Annotated in this window: 18 protein-coding genes; 7 read left to right on the top strand and 11 right to left on the bottom strand. The window is 66.3% G+C overall.

Annotated features, from left to right (window positions below):
- Nucleotides 1-11 precede the first annotated feature (11 nt).
- The 8 genes from J2808_RS00605 to J2808_RS00570 form a co-directional block, all read right to left on the bottom strand.
- The gene (locus tag J2808_RS00605; RefSeq protein WP_309810102.1) at nucleotides 12-803 is read right to left on the bottom strand and encodes a spherulation-specific family 4 protein; all 792 of its coding nucleotides are present in this window, start codon (nucleotides 801-803) and stop codon (nucleotides 12-14) included.
- Nucleotides 800-1,630 (bottom strand): hypothetical protein, encoded by an 831-nt coding sequence (locus J2808_RS00600; protein ID WP_309810099.1) that lies wholly within the window; start codon nucleotides 1,628-1,630, stop codon nucleotides 800-802. The genes J2808_RS00605 and J2808_RS00600 overlap by 4 nt, the downstream gene beginning before the upstream one ends.
- Nucleotides 1,627-2,637 carry a hypothetical protein gene (locus J2808_RS00595; protein ID WP_309810096.1) on the bottom strand — a complete coding sequence of 337 codons (1,011 nt, stop codon included), beginning with the start codon at nucleotides 2,635-2,637 and terminating at the stop codon, nucleotides 1,627-1,629. Before J2808_RS00595 ends, J2808_RS00600 begins: the two co-directional genes overlap by 4 nt.
- Nucleotides 2,637-4,298 (bottom strand): polysaccharide biosynthesis protein, encoded by a 1,662-nt coding sequence (locus J2808_RS00590; RefSeq protein WP_309810093.1) that lies wholly within the window; start codon nucleotides 4,296-4,298, stop codon nucleotides 2,637-2,639. The genes J2808_RS00595 and J2808_RS00590 overlap by 1 nt, the downstream gene beginning before the upstream one ends.
- Entirely contained in the window at nucleotides 4,282-5,733 is a 1,452-nt protein-coding gene (pelF, locus tag J2808_RS00585) for a GT4 family glycosyltransferase PelF (protein ID WP_309810091.1), read from the bottom strand. Before pelF ends, J2808_RS00590 begins: the two co-directional genes overlap by 17 nt.
- Nucleotides 5,730-6,293 carry a soluble NSF attachment family protein gene (locus J2808_RS00580; RefSeq protein WP_309810089.1) on the bottom strand — a complete coding sequence of 188 codons (564 nt, stop codon included), beginning with the start codon at nucleotides 6,291-6,293 and terminating at the stop codon, nucleotides 5,730-5,732. Before J2808_RS00580 ends, pelF begins: the two co-directional genes overlap by 4 nt.
- 488 nt (nucleotides 6,294-6,781) lie before the next feature.
- Complete coding sequence (gene gabT, locus J2808_RS00575) at nucleotides 6,782-8,164, bottom strand: 4-aminobutyrate--2-oxoglutarate transaminase (protein ID WP_309810085.1); 1,383 nt, start codon at nucleotides 8,162-8,164, stop codon at nucleotides 6,782-6,784.
- 119 nt (nucleotides 8,165-8,283) lie between these two features.
- Nucleotides 8,284-9,714, bottom strand: coding sequence for a gamma-aminobutyraldehyde dehydrogenase (locus J2808_RS00570; protein ID WP_309810082.1), 1,431 nt, complete (start codon nucleotides 9,712-9,714; stop codon nucleotides 8,284-8,286).
- 153 nt (nucleotides 9,715-9,867) lie between these two features.
- Here J2808_RS00570 and J2808_RS00565 point away from each other — a divergent pair, with 153 nt between their 5' ends.
- The gene (locus tag J2808_RS00565) at nucleotides 9,868-11,304 is read left to right on the top strand and encodes a PucR family transcriptional regulator (protein WP_309810077.1); all 1,437 of its coding nucleotides are present in this window, start codon (nucleotides 9,868-9,870) and stop codon (nucleotides 11,302-11,304) included.
- A 67-nt stretch (nucleotides 11,305-11,371) separates the two neighbouring features.
- On the opposite strand, the gene J2808_RS00560 is transcribed toward J2808_RS00565, so the two are convergent.
- Nucleotides 11,372-12,982, bottom strand: coding sequence for a CYTH and CHAD domain-containing protein (locus J2808_RS00560; RefSeq protein ID WP_309810073.1), 1,611 nt, complete (start codon nucleotides 12,980-12,982; stop codon nucleotides 11,372-11,374).
- A 131-nt stretch (nucleotides 12,983-13,113) separates the two neighbouring features.
- Here J2808_RS00560 and J2808_RS00555 point away from each other — a divergent pair, with 131 nt between their 5' ends.
- From J2808_RS00555 to J2808_RS00545, 3 genes are all read left to right on the top strand, one after another.
- Nucleotides 13,114-14,337, top strand: a complete 1,224-nt coding sequence (locus J2808_RS00555) for an MFS transporter (RefSeq protein WP_309810069.1) — start codon at nucleotides 13,114-13,116, stop codon at nucleotides 14,335-14,337.
- A 6-nt stretch (nucleotides 14,338-14,343) separates the two neighbouring features.
- Entirely contained in the window at nucleotides 14,344-15,024 is a 681-nt protein-coding gene (locus J2808_RS00550) for a FadR/GntR family transcriptional regulator (RefSeq protein ID WP_309810066.1), read from the top strand.
- Between the two features lie 127 nt (nucleotides 15,025-15,151).
- Nucleotides 15,152-16,366 carry an AI-2E family transporter gene (locus tag J2808_RS00545; RefSeq protein WP_309810064.1) on the top strand — a complete coding sequence of 405 codons (1,215 nt, stop codon included), beginning with the start codon at nucleotides 15,152-15,154 and terminating at the stop codon, nucleotides 16,364-16,366.
- 218 nt (nucleotides 16,367-16,584) lie between these two features.
- Here the strand turns inward: J2808_RS00545 and J2808_RS00540 are convergent, their stop codons facing one another.
- Nucleotides 16,585-17,121, bottom strand: a complete 537-nt coding sequence (locus J2808_RS00540) for a hypothetical protein (RefSeq protein WP_309810062.1) — start codon at nucleotides 17,119-17,121, stop codon at nucleotides 16,585-16,587.
- A gap of 118 nt (nucleotides 17,122-17,239) precedes the next feature.
- Here J2808_RS00540 and J2808_RS00535 point away from each other — a divergent pair, with 118 nt between their 5' ends.
- The 3 genes from J2808_RS00535 to J2808_RS00525 are packed head-to-tail and all read left to right on the top strand — an operon-like array spanning nucleotide 17,240 to nucleotide 18,830.
- Nucleotides 17,240-17,527 carry a hypothetical protein gene (locus J2808_RS00535; RefSeq protein WP_309810060.1) on the top strand — a complete coding sequence of 96 codons (288 nt, stop codon included), beginning with the start codon at nucleotides 17,240-17,242 and terminating at the stop codon, nucleotides 17,525-17,527.
- Between the two features lie 3 nt (nucleotides 17,528-17,530).
- On the top strand, nucleotides 17,531-18,358 hold the full coding sequence (locus J2808_RS00530) for a DUF1206 domain-containing protein (protein ID WP_309810058.1): 828 nt from the start codon (nucleotides 17,531-17,533) through the stop codon (nucleotides 18,356-18,358).
- 31 nt (nucleotides 18,359-18,389) lie between these two features.
- Nucleotides 18,390-18,830, top strand: coding sequence for an SRPBCC family protein (locus tag J2808_RS00525; protein WP_309810057.1), 441 nt, complete (start codon nucleotides 18,390-18,392; stop codon nucleotides 18,828-18,830).
- Nucleotides 18,831-18,924: 94 nt separating this feature from the next.
- Here the strand turns inward: J2808_RS00525 and J2808_RS00520 are convergent, their stop codons facing one another.
- Nucleotides 18,925-20,391, bottom strand: coding sequence for an FAD-dependent oxidoreductase (locus J2808_RS00520; protein WP_309810055.1), 1,467 nt, complete (start codon nucleotides 20,389-20,391; stop codon nucleotides 18,925-18,927).
- Nucleotides 20,392-20,425 lie beyond the last annotated feature (34 nt).

Below are 20,425 nucleotides of genomic sequence, written 5' to 3'. Positions count from 1 at the left end.
GGTAGCCTCCGCTATCCCCCGACGGCGTCCAGCTGGGCCCCCCAGTACGACGGAAGGCTGTCGTACGGATTGGGCTCCCTGTCGTCGGTGACATAAAGATGGTCTGCGCCGTACTGCCGGGCCCGGTCCACCACCTCACCAAGTTTGTCCAGCGGAGCAGTACTGACGATATGCCACACCTCGGTGCGCGTCTCCGAGCGAAGCCACGCAGGGGGCTCCTTCATGTTGAAGTATGAGCTCACGGGACTCTCGAACGTCACGATTGCGTCGGCGAACTCGAAGTAGGCGCGGTCAGGCATCAACCCCGGGTTGAGTACCGCGGCACCCCCAGCCTCGTGGACGGTGGCGGCGTAGGCAGCGTAGGTAGGAACGCCCTTGGCAACGGCCGTCACCTCATCAAAGAAAATGTCGTTGACGCCATACCACTCCCGCCAGCGGTCGATCTCCCCGTTGACCAGGGCCTTGTCACGGGCACCATACTCGGTTGGGATGTAGCCCAGCACCCGGATGCCAGCCTCGCGCAAGGACTTGATCAGCTGGACATAAGGTTCGGACGCAGCCGCCCCCGGCCCGCTGTCGGGGTTGACGATGACGTCGCGAACCTTTGGGACGGCATCGATCAACGCTTGCCAGAACGCCGTGTCGGGCGGGTTGACGTAGGCGGGGACGGCGATCCGCATCCCGGCCTCTGCTGCCGGGGGTGGACCGGAGTCGCCCACCTCGCAACCGGTGAGCGAAAGAAGCACGGCGGCAGCCAACAGAGCAGTGGCTTGGAGCCGCAGCCGACGCAGAATCAGTCTCACTGACCGGTCCTGAGCGCTGCCGGAGGACTGATCAGGACGTTGTCCAGGCAGCAGTACTGCGGGTCGCTCAGCTGGAGCGCGTCGATTGGATAGTCCTTCAGTGCGGCCAGTACCTGTGCCGTCAGGGCGTCGGCGTGCTGGAGGTCCCAGCTTGTGGACGTCTCGTAGAGGGTGATCCCCAGCTTCGCCTTGTACTTCGCCATCTTCGCCAGCTTCGGCTGGTAGGTGGCCGGCGACAGGAACCGGCCGTCGGAGAGCACGTCGTTCTCCCCCAAGTAGCCGTCCCCCGGTCCCATCGTGCGCGAGCCTGCCAGGACGTCGTCGGGATTCCATGCGTTCGCCAGCACGTGCATCCCCAGCGAGTGCGTATATTGCACTACGGCGTCGAACCTGGCCCGGCTCACCCCGTAGTCCGCACCGGCGCAGTCGAGGAGCACTCCGCGGGCGCCGAGGCGACGCCAGGCTTCCAGCCGCGCTCGCAGCTCGTCCAGGGAGTGGTTCGGCTCGCCGTCGCTGACACCGACGGTGACGTACCCGTACGGTTCTCCGCCGCGGGCAGCGACCCCCGCCATGATCGGGGCCGTCAGGGGATCCCCCTCCGAGGTCGCGGAGTCGTCACCGAACACCACCACGCCGTAGCCCTCGAATGCGCCGACGGCTTTGCCCACCTTGCCGTTTGCCCCGTTCACGTAGCTGGGCCACCCGTAGTAGATCGCGAAGGGCCGGACCGCCGAGCCCTGCCCCAAGGGGGCAGGGCTCGGCGCGAGCGTGGGGACTACCCGGCGTGCGGACTCCAGAATCGCTGAACCCAGCCTCCAAGGCGTCATTTCACGGCCAGCTGCAGCTGGTCGCCGCCCGCGTAGTCGAAGGACCCCAGCCGTACGGGCTCGCGCCCCGGCTCGGTAATCTCCAACGTGCCACTGCCCTTCGCGGCGTACGGGGGCAAGGTCAGGTTTGCTTCACCGCCTGGCGTGGCAGTCTCCTCGGACAGCGTCACTCCGTCAGCGACCAGCGCAACATGTGCCCCGGCCGGGGCGCCACTCAGTCGAATGGTGTCGTTCTCCACGATCCAGAAGTCCTGGAACGAGGAGTAGAAGGGTGTCCTCACGGCCTGTACCTCGAGGTACGGCTGGTACGGCGCCCCAATGTCCATGTCGAGGTCATCGGAGTGGAACACCTCCTTCTCGCCGAACCAGACAGTCAGCGTGTTGTGGCCGTTCGTGCGGAGGGTGATGTCCTGGGTGTCCGGCTCGTTCACCGACGGCTCGGTACCCCAGTAGCCGATGTACTCGGCGTCCCTCACATGCCCGTACATGTACCCCACCCGCCAGGAGGTCATCCCCTCTGTGCTGTCAGCTGACAGCACGATGAAGTTGATGAGGCCGGTGATCTTGGTGGAGGCCGTCTGGACGGCGAAGACCGCCTGGCCCACCTCGTCCGCCGACTTGACCTGACCGGGTTGTTTCGACATCCGCACATGGAAGATGCTGGTCTCCGGATAGGCGTCGTGGGTGACCGCGAAGTGACCGCTGTGGCTCTGGCGCAGCGGATCCGGGTTCACCCCCACCTCGAGGCCGCCGGCGGTGGCCCGGACGAATGTCCGGGCGTCCTCGGTGTCCCCGTTGAATTCGTAGGAGTCCTGGACCTCCCTGCTGGGGATGGCCTCCTTGAACGGGTCGTCCATGAGGATTCCCTCGGCCGTTCGCAGCAGGTTCCACTGCAGGGACGAGGCGATAGGCGTGGGGCTTTCGCCGGCGCGTGCGGCAGCAAAACCGGCTCCGGTAAGTCCGAGGACAACGACGGCGGCAAGGATGGTGGTTCGCATCTTTTTCATCAGAACGCCCTGTAGTAGCTGAGATCGAAACGACGGAACATGCGGTAGGCGGCCACCGATGTCACGGTGGCGAACACCGCGGAACCGGCCAACAGTCCGGTGACGGGACCCATCAGGGGGCTCCCCAGCGACGAGAGAATAAGCCCTGTGGCCAGGGAAACCCCGGCTCCGGTCCACACGACTGCCGCGGGCAAGCGCGCCAGGCCCATGCTGAATAACTGCCCGGTGTTGAAGGCTCCAATGCCCAGCAACATGTAGCCGGCCAAGGCGTAGGTGTAGATGTCCCGTGCCGACTCGAGGCCCACCGTGAGCAGGGTCACCGTGGTGAGCCAGTCCGTGGCAGCGAGCAGCAGAGCACCGCTCACCAGCCCGACGAGCAGGGTGATCGCCAAATGCTTGCGGTAGAAGCTGAGGAGTACGCGGTTAATCACGTCGTTGCCGGAGACCCGGTTTCCGGTCATCAGGCGCCGCACAAGCGCTGGCAGCAGGTAGCTGGCGGCGATTGCGTAGGTGAGGGTCGGGATAAGGACGAGCAGACCGGTACCGACACCGACCTGGTACACCCCGTTGTAGTTGAACTCCCCGTGCCACAGGCCTCCCGCGATCAGCTGATCGATCACGAGGAGGACGAAGAAACCGCTCCCGTAGGCCCAGTAGGCACGCACTGTGCGCATCACCGGGCCAAGCCGGGGCGCAAGGACGCGCCGCTCCTCCATAGCCTGGTCCCCCACCACCGTGACCGGTGGTGCGGCCAGCCGTCGGAGGACAGGAATATCGAACGCCACGGCCACGATGATCACAGTCCATATCGCGGCGAACTGCACTGATTGCGCGAGGTAAAGGTTGATGTAGTTTTCATCCGTGATCCACCACGCACCGACAATGGCAACCAGCCCGCCGGCGCAGGCTGCGATCACCACTTCACGCAGTGCCCGGGCGAGGTACAGCGGCGAGAAGGCAAGCAGCAGGATTCCGATGGAAATCCCGAAGAACAGGAACGACCGGTTCGAGGCAGGCGTGTAAGCCTGCAGCACGAACTCGAGGATCAGGTAACCGCCTCCGACCACCACGAGCATGGCCGCGAGGCCGGCCCCCAGTGTCCGCCACAGCGTCCAGCGCAACAGGGGCGCGTTGTGCTGCAGGGCATAGAACAGGCCCCTCCTGGCGAACGCCTGCATGAACCCGCCGGTCACCACCAGCGCGGCGAACAACGCCAGGCTGGTCGTGGTGGAGAACTGCAGCGCGGTGATGGTGGACCAGAAGGACACCCGACCGACCACCAGCGCAACCACCGCGACGATCCACGGGGCCGAGTACAGCAGCGACAGTCCGATCAGTCCCAGGCTCATCCGATCGGGGCCCGGCGGTGGCTCGGCGATGTGGTCCACGGTGCCCACCGGAGGCTCGTCCGCCGGCCCGTCGAACAGGGGCAGGAGTGAAACGATCTTCTCCGAGAGGTCGAAGACGTCCCGGCAGCCCAGTTCGCGCGCGCGTTGGTCGTTGTAGCCCACGGTTCCGAGGATGACGGCCACTTCGAAGGCGTCCTGTGCCTGGCGCGTGCGGCCGGCGACCGATCGGGCCTCGGCGTGCAGGTCCGGCCCGAGATCGTCGAGGTCCGTGATGAGGTCTGCCAGGACGGCGTCATCAGGCAGCTTGCTCATTGACAGCTCCTAGGTAGAGGGCGCGGTACTCCTCGAGGAAGCGCTCCTGGGAGAACAGCCGGACGGCCCGCTCCCGGAACTCTTCGCCGATGGCCACGCGTTCCGCGGGGGTCTTCCGGAGGAGGTCGACGACGGCGTCGGCCAGCGCCTGCGGGTTCTGTGGTTCGACCAGCAGCTCGGGACGGTTCAATGCCTCCGGGACACCGCCCACCGCCGTCGCGACGACGGGACGACCGCTGCACATCGCCTCCACCACGGTGTAGGGGAAGCCCTCGGACACGGAACAGAGCACCACAACGTCCGAGTCCTGGTACGCCTGGGCCGGGTCCTTCGTGGTCCCTTCAAACACCACATTCCCCTCGAGGCCGAAGGTACCGACGGCGGCGCGGCAGCGCTCGGCGTAACGGGGGTCATCGACGGGACCGTAGATTCGACAGAGCACGTCCGGGATCGCCTGCCGGATCCGGGCGACTGCGGTAATGAGCCCCAGCACGTCCTTGAGCGGCTCGATGCGTCCGACATAGGCGATGGTCGGCCGGTCCAGCTCGACCGTTTGCGGGACGAACTGGTCCGGGTCGACGCCGTTGTACACCACTTGGAGGCGGCTGGGATCGGCACCCAGCTGGTATTCCCACCTGGTGTTGTACTCACAGACCGGCAGGACGGCGTCGGCGTACGCGTAAGCGCAACGGGCGACCGCTCCGTAGAGATTGCCAAGCAGCGTCTTACGCAGCAGCGGAGTGTCGTCCCGGACCAGCTGAAGAACACGTTCGCGCACATAGACCCCGTGCTCGGTGAGGAGCAGAGGGACGCCCTTGCGCAGTTTGGCCGCAATCGCGGGCAGCGCGCAGAGTGCGGCGCCCGATGCATGGGCCAGGTCGACGTTGGGGAGGGGCACGGCCAGCGGCATGAGGTAGCGGTACAGGGACCGCGCGAAGTCGATGGCGTCCGCCATCGAAATGTCGCCGAGCAGCGGGTGCTCGGCAAGCCGGGTGCGGATCAGCTCCCAGCATCGGGGATCACGCAGCGCCTCACGCAGATCGTGGTCCTCGCAGTACTCCGCGATGTCGGCGATGGCAACACCGAGCGCCCGCGGTTCGCGCTGCTCCAGCAGGTTTCCGATCACTTCCTCGTACGCCGGCAGGAACAGGTCCGCGAAGGCACGCTCCTGTAACCGTCTCCGGCCCGCGCCCCGATTTCCGACGCGCGCTCTCGGCTTGACGTATTCGGCCACCGTCTCCGTCCCCCACAGGGGGATGCTCACCACAGTCGTGTTGGCCGGGACCTCGAAGGCGCGGTCCACATACGGGTTACCGACCACCGCCCCCACCACGAACTCGTGCTCGGGCATGCCGGTGACCAGCGCATGCGCCCACGTGGAAACGCCCCCCTGGAAGTATGGATACGTGCTCTCAGTGGTCAGCAGGATCCTCATGACGCAGACCGGGCGGGGTCGAGGCGGCGGTGGGTGCCCGCTGCGACGCGTCGAGCCTCTTCGATGCAGGACGCTGCCCGGTCCAGTTGCTGGAGCTGCAGGAAGCACTTGGCCGCCGAGATCCATGCCTGGTGCGCGGTGCCCGGAGCAAGTCCGGTGCGCCCTGCTGCTTCCGTGTAGGCCGATGCGGCGCGGTCGAGCAACTGGTCGCCCAGCTCCGCCTGCCCCTGCGTGCGGGCCTCTTCCGCCGCCGTCCGGAACGCTATGGCGGCGCGGCCGTGGCTGCCTTCCGCGGTCCGTGCCTCAGCTTCGCGGACAAAACAGGTGATGGCCTTCTCGTGGTTCCCCGAACGGGCAGCCAGACGCCCCTCGTCCCACAGGTCCTCGCCCTGGCTGATCGGCGAAACGCCCGGGTTGGATCCGGCATTCGGGCGCACGGGAGGCAGGTCGTGGCGTGCGGACAGGCGACGACCGGGACGGCGGACCTCGTTGACAGAGGGCGCCCTCGTGACTGCGGTGTGGGCCTTAAGATCCTCAGTTTCTGTTGACAGCTGAGTCATTGAGATTCCCCTTGTCTTGAGCGATGCGTTCGTTGGCTGAATTCCTGTATGCAGACCCTGCAGACCGCGGCGCCTTTGCCGGGTTGCACCGCGCCACGCCCCAGGGACTTCAGCGCGCTCCACGGGAGGTGCCTGCTACCCGCTGCTGACGTCGTTGCCAACGAGCCAGCATCGAGGGGCAGGAAGTGCATCTCCTCACAGGTGGATCTTGTCCGGAGCCGATGTTTTCGCCTCCGTTGCGATCAACATACGGTCGTTCCTGACGGCGAACACGAGTAACTGGTACTCTAAAAATTTTCTTAGGGGTACTTACTCACTGATGCCCCGCAGGGCTGGGGGGTTAGGTAGTTTCCCCTAGCGCAGCGGCCGGAAAGCGAGTACAGAACGAAAAAAGGCAGTACCCGGCCGTGGCCGGGTACTGCCTTACTCACTCAGTTAGGGCTCAGCGCCCATTGTTTGGGATGGCGCCTGCCGGTGGTGCCCGCGTGCTAGGCGTTGGCCTTGATGGCTGCCGCCAGGACGTCCAGGCCGTCGTTCAGCAGCGCGTCGGTGATGACCAGCGGCGGCAGCAGGCGGATGACGTTGCCGTACGTGCCGCAGGTGAGGATGATGACGCCTTCCTTGAGGCAGGCAGCGGCAACCGTTTTGGTCAGCTCCGGGTTGGGCTCCTTCGAACCGGCACGGACCAGTTCGATGGCCAGCATCGCGCCGCGGCCGCGGATGTCGCCCACAACGGCCTTGCCCGCATCGGCCAGCTCGGCCTGCAGTTCCCGCAGCCGGCCGGTGGCCAGTTCCTCGATGTGCCGGGCCCGGCCGGCGAGGTTGTATTCCTCCATGGAACCGATGGCGGCCAGCGCCGCGGCGCATGCCACGGGATTTCCGCCGTAGGTGCCGCCCAGTCCGCCCGCATGGACGGCGTCGAGCAGGTCGGCGCGGCCGGTGATCGCCGAAAGGGGCATCCCGCCGGCGATGCCCTTGGCCATGGTGATGATGTCCGGGACAACGCCTTCGTGATCAACGGCGAACCATTCGCCCGTCCGGCAGAAGCCGGACTGGACCTCGTCGGCGATGAACACGATGCCCTTGTCCTTGGCCCAGGCGGCCAGTGCCGGCAGGAAGCCTTCGGCCGGGACGATGAAGCCGCCCTCGCCCTGAATGGGTTCGATGATGATCGCCGCGACCAGTTCCCCGCCGATCTGCTTTTCGATCATGGTGATGGCGCGCTGGGCTGCCTCGGCACCTGTGATCTCCGGGTTTTCCTCGCGGTACGGGTAGCTCATCGGCAGGCGGTAGACCTCGGGCGCGAACGGGCCGAAGCTGCCTGCCGGGCCTGACTTGTATGGCATGGCCTTGGCGGTCAGTGCCATGGTGAGGTTGGTGCGGCCGTGGTAGGCGTGGTCAAAGGCGACGACGGCGTCGCGCCCCGTGGCCAGTCGGGCCACCTTAACGGCGTTCTCCACTGCCTCGGCGCCGGAGTTGAACAGCACGGTGCGCTTTTCGTGGTCACCGGGGGTCAGGCGGTTCAGCTGCTCGGCAAGGGCCACGTAGCTTTCGTACGGGGTGACCATAAAACAGGTGTGCGTGAAGTGCTCCACCGCTTCCTTGACGGCCCCGACGACGGCGGGATCGGAGGCGCCGACGCTGGTCACAGCGATGCCCGAGCCGAGATCGATGAAGGAGTTGCCGTCGACGTCGTGGATGATCCCGCCGTCGGCATCCGCCACGTACACGGGGACGCTGGAGGCGACGCCCGCGGCAACCACTGCCTTGCGGCGTTCGGTCAGGGCGATGGACTTGGGGCCCGGGAAGTCGGCCTGGACACGGCGCTTCTGTTCCAGGCGGAACGTGATGTCATTTGCGGTGGCGGTCATGGAGAAACCTTTCTTGACTGAATGGGGCCACGCCGGCAGGGTTCCCTGGCCGAAGCGAAGCGAGGTTAGGGCGCCGGTGGGGAAGCTCAACCACCGGAGAAGTGAGTCAGGCGGCTGAGCTAGGCATCAAGTGCACTCATCACGTGCTTGATGCGCGTGTAGTCCTCAACGCCGTACATGGAGAGGTCCTTGCCATAGCCGGACTGCTTGAAGCCGCCATGCGGCATTTCGGCCGTGAGCAGGATGTGGGTGTTGATCCAGACGGCACCAAAGTCCAGGTCGCGGCTCATCCGCATGGCAGTGCCGTGGTCGGACGTCCAGACGCTGGATGCCAGGGCGTAGTCGACGTCGTTCGCCAGCTCCAGTGCCTCTGCCTCAGTGGTGAACTTCTGCACCGTGATGACCGGGCCGAACGTTTCCTTCTGAACGATGTCGTCCGTTTGCTTGGCGCCTGTGACGATGGTGGGTTCGAAGAAGTACCCCTTCTCGCCCGCCCGGTGGCCGCCGGTGACAATCTTGCAGTTGTCCGGGAGGTGCTCCACCACGGAGGTCACGGCGTTGAAGTGGTTCACATTGTTCAGCGGGCCGAAGTAGTTGTCTTCATCGTTCTGCGAGCCGGTGTGCAGGGTCGTGGTGTGCTCCACCATGGCCGCCACCACGTCGTCGTGCACCGAGTCCTCCACGAGGACCCGGGTGATGGCGGTGCAGTCCTGGCCGGCGTTGAAGAAGGCGAACTCGGCGATGGCCGCAGCGCTCTTCTTGATGTCCGCGTCCTTGAAGACGATGGCCGGGGCCTTGCCGCCGAGTTCCAGGTGGGCGCGTTTGAGGCCACGCGCGGCGCCTGAGGCCACGGCAATGCCGGCGCGGACCGAGCCGGTGATGGAAACCAGGCCGGGAACCTTGTGCTCCACCATCAGGGCACCGGTTTCGCCGGTTCCCAGCACCACGTTCAGCACACCGGCGGGCAGGATGTCGCCGGCCAGACGGGCCAGCACCAGGGTGGATTCCGGTGTGGTGTCGGAGGGCTTGAGGACCACGGTGTTGCCAGCGGCCAGGGCGGGGCCAATCTTCCAGATGGCCATCAGGAACGGGTAGTTCCAAGGTGCCACCTGGGCCACTACGCCGATGGGTTCGCGGCGTACGTAGGAGGTGTGGCCCTCGAAGTATTCGCCGGCGGACTTCCCTTCCAGGATGCGTGCCGCGCCGGCGAAGAAACGGAGCTGGTCGGCCCCGGCGGCAACTTCCTCGGAGGCGATGAGGGAACGGACCTGTCCTGTGTTGCGGTGCTGGGCTTCAACGAGTTCGTCGCTGTTGGCCTCGATGGCGTCCGCGAGCTTGAGCAGCATCAGCTGGCGCTGGCCGGGAGTGACGTGCTTCCAGCTCTTGAAGGCATCCTTCGCGGCGGTCATGGCGGCGTCAACGTCGGCCTGCACGGAGACCGGCGACTTTGCCACCACCTCGCCATTGGTGGGGTTGACGATGTCCAGCAAGCCGGTGCCTGCCGGGGTGACAAACTCACCGTTAATGAAGTTTTGCAAGGTCTGAACCACGATGTACAACCTCTTTCAGGGGAAAACCAGCGCTGGTGCGGTACGTGCGATGTTTCGAGCCTATGCCCCCGCCCCCGCTCATGGAATAGTCACCTGCACACCGTTCGGTTACATGTTTAGTGCGGTCGCCCAGCGCCTGGCTATCCTAGATTCATGGCCATTTCCCTCGCGATGCTGCTCGGCGTGCAGTCCCTCCGCCTGTCCAAGGCCGGCCTGGCCGAAACCACCTGGCACCACGACATCAACTGGGTGGCCGTCACCGAACTTGAGGACCCGCAGCGATTCCTCAACGGCGGCGAACTGGTGCTGACCACCGGGATGCGGCTGCGGTCGGCGCCGGAGCAGCGGCGGTTTGTCCGCCAGGTCCAGCGCGCGGGTGCTGTGGGGATCGGGTTCGGCACTGGACTTACGCACGACGACGTGCCGCCGGCCCTCATTGCCGAGGCCAACCGCTGGGGGCTTCCCGTGGTCCGTGTCCCCTACGAGACGCCGTTCATCGCCATCGGAAAACTGGTGGCCGACGCCCAGTCCGCGGATCACGTTGCCAAGCTGGAACGCCTGATCGCGGGCCACCAGATCCTGGCCCGGGCACTCCTCACCGGCGGCGGCCTGAGCCAGCTCCTCAAGCACCTCGGCGGCATGCTGCGCACTGACATTGCCCTCACCCAGTTCACCGCCCACCTGTACAACAGCAGCACCGGACTCCCCACCGCGGACACGTGGGCCTCCTACCCGATTCCCACCGGCCGCCGCGATGCCTGCACGCTGTGGGTCCGCCAGCCCTTCGAGGATTCAGGCATCATCGGCTACGCCCAGAACCTGATCAGCGTGGAGCTGAACAACATGGTCAAGCAGCGCCAGGCCCAGCGTGCCCTGTGCGGCCAGGTCCTGGAGGACGTCATCCACGGCGCCCTGGAGACCAGCGAGGCACAGCGCCGGCTGGCCGGCGTGGGCCTGAACAGCACTCGCCGGAATGTGGTGCTGCTGGCGGTTTCCGCCGCGCATCACAAGGCACTGGTGAGCACCTCGGTGCCGCAGGTTTTGGAGAACGCGGTGGCCGCCGTCGTCGGGCAGGACCTGGTGATCGTGGTGCACGACGACGGCGGCGCGGCACCCGCCCTGGCCCGGCAACTCAGCGACCACCTGGCTGAGGCGGGGATCCACGCGACCATCGGGATCGGCGGTGCGTACACCAAACCGAACGGCCTGCGCTGGAGCTACTTTGAGGCCCGGGACGCGGCCAGCCACGGCCTTCCGGTGAACGAACCTGAACGCCTTAGCCTGACGTCCCTGCTGCTTGCCAGCGAAGACGTTCCCCTGGCCGACATGGCCCATGAGTCGCTGAACCCGCTGCGCACTTTCGACGCCGCCCACGGGTCGGAGCTGGTGACCACGCTGGAAAGCTACCTCAACAACAACGGTTCAGTGGCCGCCGTCGCCGAAGCCCTGACCCTGCACCGGAACACCGTACGGTACCGGCTGGCGCAGATCACCGAACTCACGGGCTACGATCCTTCGGTCACGGCGGACCGTGTGCAGCTGTGGCTGGCGCTGGCCGTTTCGCGGCTCGGAGCGCGGCAAGGGACCTGACCACGGCTACGCCTGACAACTGCAACGCGGGGTCACTTCCCGCCCAATAAACGGCCCCGGATGGGCATTAAATGACCCCGCGTTGGAGGATCGTCCGGGACTTCTTGCGCGCCTTCCAGTACTTGGCTTCGGCCTCGGCTGCCAACTGGACCTGCCGGGTATGGAGCGTGAGGTAGGCCGATGCAATGGATTCCGGCAGGTCCGGCGCTGCCGCCAGCTTGGCGAGCACGTCCCGGGAAACCACGCTGTCCTGGAAATCGCCGAGGATCTTCTGCTGGCGGTGGGCGGCCTTGGCAATTTTCCTGGCACGTTTGCCGTGCACGGGGCCTATGGACTCGGCCACGTGGCGGAGCCGTTTGGCATCCTTACGGACCTGATGGAGGGCGGTCTCGTGCTGGGTTCCCCGGCGGGCACGCTTGGCCGTCCGGGCTGCCCGCTGCAGCCGTTTCGCCGCTTTGCCCGCGAGCTTGGCGGCCGCCTTACGGGCCGGCGCTGCCCCGTCCGGCCGTGTTGGTGGATGGTCCCGGAAGGCTTCGAGGTCATCCAGGAGCCGGAAATACCGTTCGGTAAGCAGCGTTTTCTGGAGTTTCCGGTAGCCAGTGTCAAGGGTATTGCCGAGTTCTTCTTCGAGCCGGTCTGCCGCCGCTTTCGACACGGGTCCCGGGGGCAGCTCCGCGGCGTGTCCGCGCAGCCGGTCCAGCATCACTTCGGCGTCGCGCGGCGATCCCAACATCCCGCCGAGCCACTTCAGCTCGTCCCGGAGCCGCCGCACGGTCACTGCACTGTAAATCCGCCGGTAGGCTGCGAGCGCCGAACGGGCGCGGCGGGTGGCGGAGCGCAAATCGTGTACCGCTTCTGGCTGCTCCAGCCGCACGCCAGGATCGTGAGCCAGGATTTCACGGATCTGTTCGGCGAGGTAGGCGGTCAAGAGGTCGGAGACCGGCCCTTTCTTGCGTGGCGGCTTGGGCGCCGGAGCGGAGACCCCGTTGTCCCGGGTTTCTTCCGTGCCTGATCCTTCCAGGGCTTTCGCCAGCTTGGACCTGTGGCCGGCCGGACTGGCTCCGGCGGCTGCCAGGATCCCTGCCGCCGCCGGGAAAAGGTCAGGGCTCCCGTGGACCAGTTCCAGTTCCCACTCACGCCACCGCCGCGCTTTGGCCTCCTCAGCGGGCGGGGCACCACCTTCGAGAATGTGGGCGCTGACCCTGTCATCGGCCAGGTCTGCGAGGTGGACGCCGTCGTCGCCATAGAGCGGGTGGGTGGTCCGGTGCGTTTCCAGCCGGGCCACCGGCGCCGGATCATCGCCGCGCAGGTACGCCAGCACATAAGCCAGCAGGCTGTCAGGTACGACGTCGGGCTGGCCCAGCGGGGCGCGAAGCTCGCGGCGCCGCTGTGGTGCTGAAGCTGACCCCGCGTCTTTCGGATCGGCGTCCTTCGAACCCCCGACGAACTCCGGCGGCAGCTTCAGGTGCCAGCCGGCGTCCGCGCCTCCGGTGCGGCGGCGCAGGGTGACGCCACGGGCCGCGAGCGTATGGCGCCCGGTGTCGAAGTACACCGCTTCCAGGGTGTCCACACGCGGGTCCCCCGCTCGGGCCACGCCGGGGAGCTCCGTAAGGTCTGGCACCTCGGCGTCCTCGCCGACGTCGTACTTCTTCTCAACCTCAACGTCCTCGGAAGCCATGACCAGCCGTCCTTCCACTTCGATCGGGCCTAGCGGCCTGCTGGCCCGAGTCTATGCCCGCCACGTTAACAGCCGGGAGAGGTTCCCCACAGAACCCTAGACATCAAACGTCTAACGTCTAACCTAAAGAGATGACTGCTTCACTTTCCGCTCCGCCCGCGTTGCCCGCCGCACCTCCAAAGCCGCGCACCGTCGTCGTCTTCGGCGTGGTGGCACTGGTGTTGATCGGGCTGAATCTTCGGACCGGCATCGCGGGCGCGTCAGCCCTCCTGCACGACCTGCAGCAGGTCCTGGGCTATGGACCGTTGGTGGCAGCCGTCATCCCCTCCATCCCCACCCTCTGCTTTGCGCTGGCAGGGGCGGCGACCTCATGGCTGACCGGACGGCTGGGTGTTGAAAAGGCCATCCTGCTGGCCCTGGCGTTCCTGGCCGGCGGGCTCCTGCTGCGCGGGATCCCGGCCACAGGCATGCTGCTTGCGGGCACGGTGGTGGGAATGTCCGGCCTGGCCGTCTGCAATGTGGCCATGCCCTCGTTCATCCGCGAGCATTTTGCCCACCGCACGTCGGTCATGACGGCGTTGTACACCGTAACCATGACCACCGGCGCCACCGTGGCCGCGGTCGCCGTCGTCCCACTGTCCATGGCACTGGGTTCACCGTCAGCCGCGGTGGGCGCCCTCGGCTTCGTGGCGGTGGCCGCGTTCCTGGGCTTCCTGCCGATGGTCCTGCACACGCACCGCAACAGCGTCCGCAGCACGGCCGCGAACATCTCGCCTTGGCCCCTGCTGCGCACCCGGAAGGGCCAGCTGCTCACTGCCATCTTCACCCTGCAGGCGCTGCTGGCCTATGCGCTCATCAGCTGGTTCCCCTCGATGCTGACCAGCATGGGCCTCAACGCGGCGGACAGCGGACTGCTGTTCGGGCTAATGCAATTGGTGTCCGTGCCGGCCGGCATGCTGATCCTCGCCATCGGCTCACGGCCCCGGATGCTCCGGCCTGCCCTGTATCTGGTCAGCACCATCATGATGGCCGGCCTGGCGTCACTGCTGGTCCTGCCCGTGAGCCTGGCCTTCATTCCCGCTGTCCTGCTCGGCTTTGGCCTCGGCATTTTCCCGCTGGTGATGGTGATGATCAGCCGCAGTGGGACCAGCACCGCCGAGACCACTGCGCTGTCCACCCTGGCGCAGTCCACGGGTTACCTGTTGGCCACGGCCGGTCCGTTCGGCACCGGCCTGCTGTACGGCGGCACAGGCAGCTGGACCCTGCCGGTGGCACTGCTGCTGGGCCTCGCCGTGGTCCAGGTTGTGGTGGCCCACCTCATCTCACGCAGCCCCATCGTGACCCGGAAAAAGTAGGACGCCATGACCCTGAGCACCTCACACCGCCCACCCCTCGCCGATGAAGTCACCGCCAAACTCCGGCAGATGATCCATTCCGGCGAATGGCAGCTGCACCAGCGCATCCCCTCCGAGACGGAACTGATCCAGAGCCTGGGCGTCTCCCGTGGAACCCTCCGCGAGGCCATCAAAGCCCTGGCCCACAGCGGGATGCTGGAGGTCCGCCGCGGCGACGGCACCTACGTCCGCGCCACCAGCGAAATCTCCGGTGCCGCCCGCCGGATGTACCAGGACCACACGGATGAGCACATTCTCGAAGTCAGGCTCGGCCTGGACACGCAGGCTGCCCGGCTGGCCGCGCGCCACGCCACGGCCGACGACGTCGCGGCCCTGCGTGCCGTGCTCGCCGCCCGGGAGGTCGCCTGGAACGCGGCCGACTACGAAGGGTGGGCCCAGGCCGACTGGGCATTCCATGCGCGGGTCGCCCAGGCTTCAGGGAACCCGCTGCTGCACGAGCTCTACGTCAGCTTCGGCGACGTTTTCCACCAGGACCTGCTCAAGCAGCAACGCAAGGGCCGCCTGGACGGTCTCACTAACGAGGGCCACGGTGCCGTGGTGGATGCGATCGAGGCCCACGACGCCGAAGCCGCCGTGGCCAGCGTCAACCAGAACCTGAACTCCTGCGCGGAGTGGCTGCGGGCCTAGCCTGACAGACGGGTGGGGCCGGAGTTTCTGCCCTGACGGGGAAATCAGTAGGCTTACGATCTGACGTAGGCCGTAACGCCCCGGGTGCCACCCGCACTCCGGTGCCCGCCGATGACGAGGAGTTTCCATGTCACGAGCACCCCATCAGGACATCCACGCAGAGAACCCGGGCGAGGATTCCCCGATTGTAGGGGCCCCGAACGAGCCGGCCCCAAATCTTAAGGCACCCGTCCAGCAGCGCGAGCGGAAGCCGCCGGGCGAGTTGTGGGCCGACGGGCTGGGCAGGGTGGGGATCCGCGCCGCCCAGGTCCTGTTGATCCTTGCGGTGGCCGTGGTCTCGGTTTACGCCCTGATGCAGATCAAGCTCCTGGTCATCCCGGTCCTGATCGCACTGATCCTTGCGGCCGCCATCGGTCCGTTCGTGAACCTGCTCCGCCGCCGCGGGCTGCCCGGCGCCGCGGCTACGGGGGTGGCGTTCGTGGCCCTCCTGCTCCTGCTGGCCGGTGTGGGCACGGTCATCTACTTCTCCGTGCGGAGCCAGTGGGCCGAGCTGGCGCAGCAGGCATCCTCTGGGCTGGACGAGCTGGAGCAGTTCCTGCTCAACGGCCCCATTCCGATCGACCGGGAGCAGCTGGACCAGGCGCGGGAAGGGATCATCCAGTTTGCCACCAGCAGCCAGGTCCGCTCGGGTGCCATCACGGGGCTGTCGGTGGTGACGGAGTTCCTGGCCGGGAGCGCCCTGATGGTAGTCATCCTGTTCTTCTTCCTCAAAGACGGCGCCAAGATCTGGAACTTTTTCCTGCGGCCGTTCAGCGGGCAGCGCGAAGCAAAACTTCGCAGGGTTGGCAGCCGCACGCTGGAGGTACTCGGCGGTTACGTCCGAGGCACCGCCATTGTGGCTTTGGTGGACGCCGTGGCCATCGGTGCAGCACTCCTGATCATGCAGGTTCCGCTGGCGTTCCCGCTGGCCATCATCATCTTCATGACCGCCTTCATCCCGCTGGTGGGGGCGACTGTTGCCGGCATTCTTGCGGCCTTGGTGGCCCTCGTGGCCAACGGTCCGGTGGTGGCTCTGATTGTGGTGGCCGTGGTGATCGCCGTGAACCAGCTGGAGGGTGACCTGCTGCAGCCGATCGTGATGGGCAAGTCGCTCCAGCTCCACGCACTCGTGATCCTGATGGCCCTGACGGCCGGCACCATCCTCGCCGGCATCATTGGCGCCGTCCTGTCCGTCCCGCTGGCGGCCGTCATCTGGGCGGTCATCCAGGTGTGGACCGCCGAGGATCCCCACCTCCAGGACATGAACCCGGACCTTCCGCCACCCAACACCCAACCCGTCTGAGGGCTTCCCGATTTCGACCCGGAATCTTCAAAATCGACGCACACCTTCCCTGGCGCACTGGAAATATCGGGGGCGCCACGGAATGTGCGCGTCGCCAGGGAATGTCCGCGTCACTGGGGAGTCTGCGCGTCGCAAGAAGTGCACGACGGCGGTCCGGCACCAAAGTGCCGGACCGCCGTCGCGTTACCGCTTCCTAGTGCTGATGCGCCTTCTGGGCGCTAGGAGCGGAGCCCTGCGAACACATTCTTGGGCCGCTGCATCTCGCCATGCTTGGCCCCGAGGATGATCACCGCGCCGGCGAGGGCGGGGATGGCCCACTGCAGCATCTTGAGCTGCTGCTGCGCCGACTTCAGCTCATCCGATGCCCCCGGCCGGGGCTCGGTGGCTCCCTCGCCGCCCTGGTCCGCGAGCTGGTCCACTTTCTTGCCGAGGATGCCGGCGTAGAGCGTCACCGCAGCGCCGGCCAGCGTGACCGCCGTCTTGATCACGGTGTCGCGGGCCACGCCGTCCTGCTTCGCGATACGTTCCTTGTTCTCAAAGGCAATGGCGAGGTCAGCCACCAAATGTGAGGCGAAAGCCGCCGTCTGGACCGGCGCCCACTTCATCCAGCCTTTACTGGAGAGCCGGGTCCGTTCGGCCGGGTCCTTGGCGTCCGCAGCCGCACCGTTCAACCCGATGGCGCCCATGAGTGAGCCGCCGAACCACGCCGCGGCCGTCAGGTCGTGAACGGAGCGGGCAACAAGATTTCCTGCCATGATGTGTATTCCTCACGTTGAACTGGTTCCCTGAAAGTCATGCTCACGCCATGGTAAGCACACTTACTAATGTTACGGAACCCCGTCTTCAGCAGCGGATACGCGTAATATCGTGGCCATGGAAACAGGAACTTTGTTCGGCTGGGCCTTCGGCGACCCTGCCCGGGACGATGACGGCGCGTACATGTCAGGCCTTGAGAAGGAAGCCTTGGGGAACGCCACGGCTACGGCCAAGGCCAAGGGCGTCACGGTGGTGGCCGGTTCTGAAGTCTTCACCTCACTGAGTGCGAATGACAGCCTCGTGGAGCTGGATCATGCTCCGGGCAAGCTGGTGGTGCGCTGCACAATCCATGTTGAGGGTCCAGGTGCCGGCAAGATGCACGCGGAGGGGCCCATGAACGGCTAAGCCATGGCAGACGGTGAATCCAGCATCAGCGAGGCGGCAGACGCCGTCGAGGAAGCGTCGGATACCAAGGCGCTGGACATTGTGGCGCGCTCCGGATTTGCTGTGATGGCCCTGCTCCACATCATCGTTGGGGCGATCGCCATCGCCATCGCCTTCGGGCAGCCAGGACAGGCGGAAGCCACCGGGGCCATCGAGCAGCTCGGCGCCAACCCGTGGGGACCTGCGGTGCTGTGGTCGTGTGTGGTGGGCTGCACCGGGCTGGCGTTGTGGCAGCTGAGCGAAGCCACCCTCCGGTCGCGGCATCTGCCCCGGAAGAAGCGGCTGGGAAAGCTGATCTCCTCCGGTTGCCTGACGGTTGCGTACGGCAGTGTGGGGCTCAGCTTCGCCAGTTTCGCCGTCGGAATGCGTGGGGACTCGGGCGACACCACCCGGGATGTCAGCACCGCCCTGCTGGCTGCCCCGTTCGGCGTGCCCGTGCTGGTGGCCGTGGGTCTGACCGTTATGGGCGTGGGCGTCTACTTTGTCATCAAGGGGCTTCGCCGCGGGTTCAAGGCTGAGCTCTTCCTCTTCGACGGCTCCCGCCGAGGCAGGCTCATCGACTCCCTCGGTGTCGCCGGGCACGTGGCCAAAGGTCTCGCCCTGAATCTGGTGGGTCTGCTGTTCGTCATCGCCGCAGGCAAGCAGAGTCCCGAGGAATCCACCGGGCTGGACGGCAGCTTGAAGGCGCTCACGGACCACCCGTTCGGCCCGTACCTGCTCGTCGCGATCGGCGCCGGGTTCATCTGCTACGGTCTGTTCGCCCTGGTCCGCGCCCGGTTCGGCCGGATGTAACCAAGTCTCACCACCGAAAGGAAGTAGCGCAATGTCCACCGTGCACCGCTTGTTCAACTCCCCGGCCGAGGATGTCTGGAAGGTTATCGCCGACGGATGGCTCTACTCGGGCTGGGTGGTGGGCGCCTCCCGGATCCGGGCAGTTGACGCTCACTGGCCCGAAGCTGGCTCCAGGCTCCACCACTCCGTGGGTGCCTGGCCGCTGGTAATCGACGACAGCACCCGGGTGACGGCCGTCGAGCCCGGCCGCTCGCTGGAGCTGGTGGCCCGCGGGTGGCCGCTGGGCGAGGCCAAAGTAGTGATCACGCTGGAGGATCTGGGCACCCAATGCCGGGTCACCATCTCCGAGGACGCCATTCGGGGGCCCGGCAAGCTGATGCCAAAGGCCGTGCGCAGCCCGCTGATCGGCGCGCGGAACACCGAGACGCTCAAGCGGCTGGAATTGATGGCCGCGGGCGGCGCAGGGCGTTAATCCCGGACGTTAAAGCAACGCGAGGTCACTTCCGGCCCAATAAACCGTGATTATTGGGTGGGAAGTGACCCCGCGTTGGTTGTCTTTGTGCGTGCTAGACCGTGGCGGTGACACCGTCGCGGGAGATGGCAACCATGTCCTCGCGCGGAACCACCTTGATGCGCTCACGCTTGACCTCAACCCCGTGGGATCCGCCGGCCTCGGTGGCCGCGGCGCCCAGGGCAAGCTCGTGGGCGTCCAGCGCCAGCCAGCCTTCCCAGCTGGTGAACTTCACACCGCGGGCATCGAGGAGATCCACGACGGCGTCCGCTTCGGGAATGGCGGCAACCGGCAGGTTCTCGCGGTCCTCCAGCAGGTACGTTACGGTCTCCAGGGCGTCGCCCTTGGTGTGGCCGATGAGGCCTACCGGTCCGCGCTTGATCCAGCCCGTGGCGTAGATGCCCGGCACGTGGGTGCCGGCGGCATCCAGGACGCGGCCGCCGTCGTTCGGTACCACGCCCTTCTTGTGGTCGAACTCGATCTCCGGCAGGGCCGAACCGAAGTAGCCGATGGCGCGGTACACGGCCTGGACGGGGTAGTCAACGAACTCGCCGGTGCCGCGGGCGTTGCCCGTGCCGTCCAGTTCGGTGCGTTCGAACTTCATGCCGGCAACCTTGCCGGGCGTCTCGGCGTCGTCGTAGATCTCCACCGGGCTGTGCAGGAAGTGCAGGTGCAGGCGGCGGGACGCCTGGAGCTCGGCGAGGTCCTCGGGCTGCTCGGCGATCCAGTTGGTGAGGGTGCCCACCATGGTCTTGGTCTGGTTGTTGCTCTGGATCTGGCGGTCCGATTCCTCGTCGAACTCGAAGTCCTCGGCGTAGAGGATGATGTCCACGTCTTTGGAGTGGGACAGCTCGCGGAGCTCCAGCGGGGTGAACTTCACCTGGGCCGGGCCGCGGCGGCCGAAGACGTGCACGTCGGTGACGGGCGAGTTCTTCAGGCCGGCGTAGACATTGTCCGGGATTTCGGAGACCAGCAGGTCGTCGGCGTGCTTGGACAGGACACGGGCCACGTCCAGGGCCACGTTGCCGTTGCCGATCACGGCGATTTCCTTGGCGTCCAGCGGCCATTCGCGGGAAACGTCGGGGTGTCCGTCGTACCAGGAGACGAAGTCCGCGCCGCCGTAGGAGCCGTCCAGCTCGATGCCCGGGATGTTCAGGTCCGCGTCCTTGATGGCGCCGGTGGCGAAGATGACGGCGTCGTAGTGGGTCCGGAGGTCCTCGATGGAGATGTCCGTGCCGTAGTCCACGTTGCCGAAGAAGCGGATGTCGCCGCGGTCCAGGACCTTGTGAAGGGCGTTGACGATGCCCTTGATGCGCGGGTGGTCCGGGGCCACACCGTAGCGGATCAGCCCGTAGGGTGCCGGGTAGCGGTCAAAGAGGTCGATGCTCACGGTCAGCTCGCCGCTCTTGACGGCTTCGCTCTTGGTGAGAATGTCCGCGGCGTAGACGCCGGCCGGGCCGGAGCCCACGACGGCAACGCGCAGCGGACGCTCGGCAGATCCTACGGAGGTGCTTGATGACACGGCTGTGTTCCTTTATCTTCTGCATCGATTGCTC

This window comes from Pseudarthrobacter sulfonivorans, assembly GCF_031454915.1.
GTDB lineage: Bacteria > Actinomycetota > Actinomycetes > Actinomycetales > Micrococcaceae > Arthrobacter > Arthrobacter sulfonivorans_C.
This window is presented reverse-complemented; position numbering and strand designations above follow the sequence as displayed.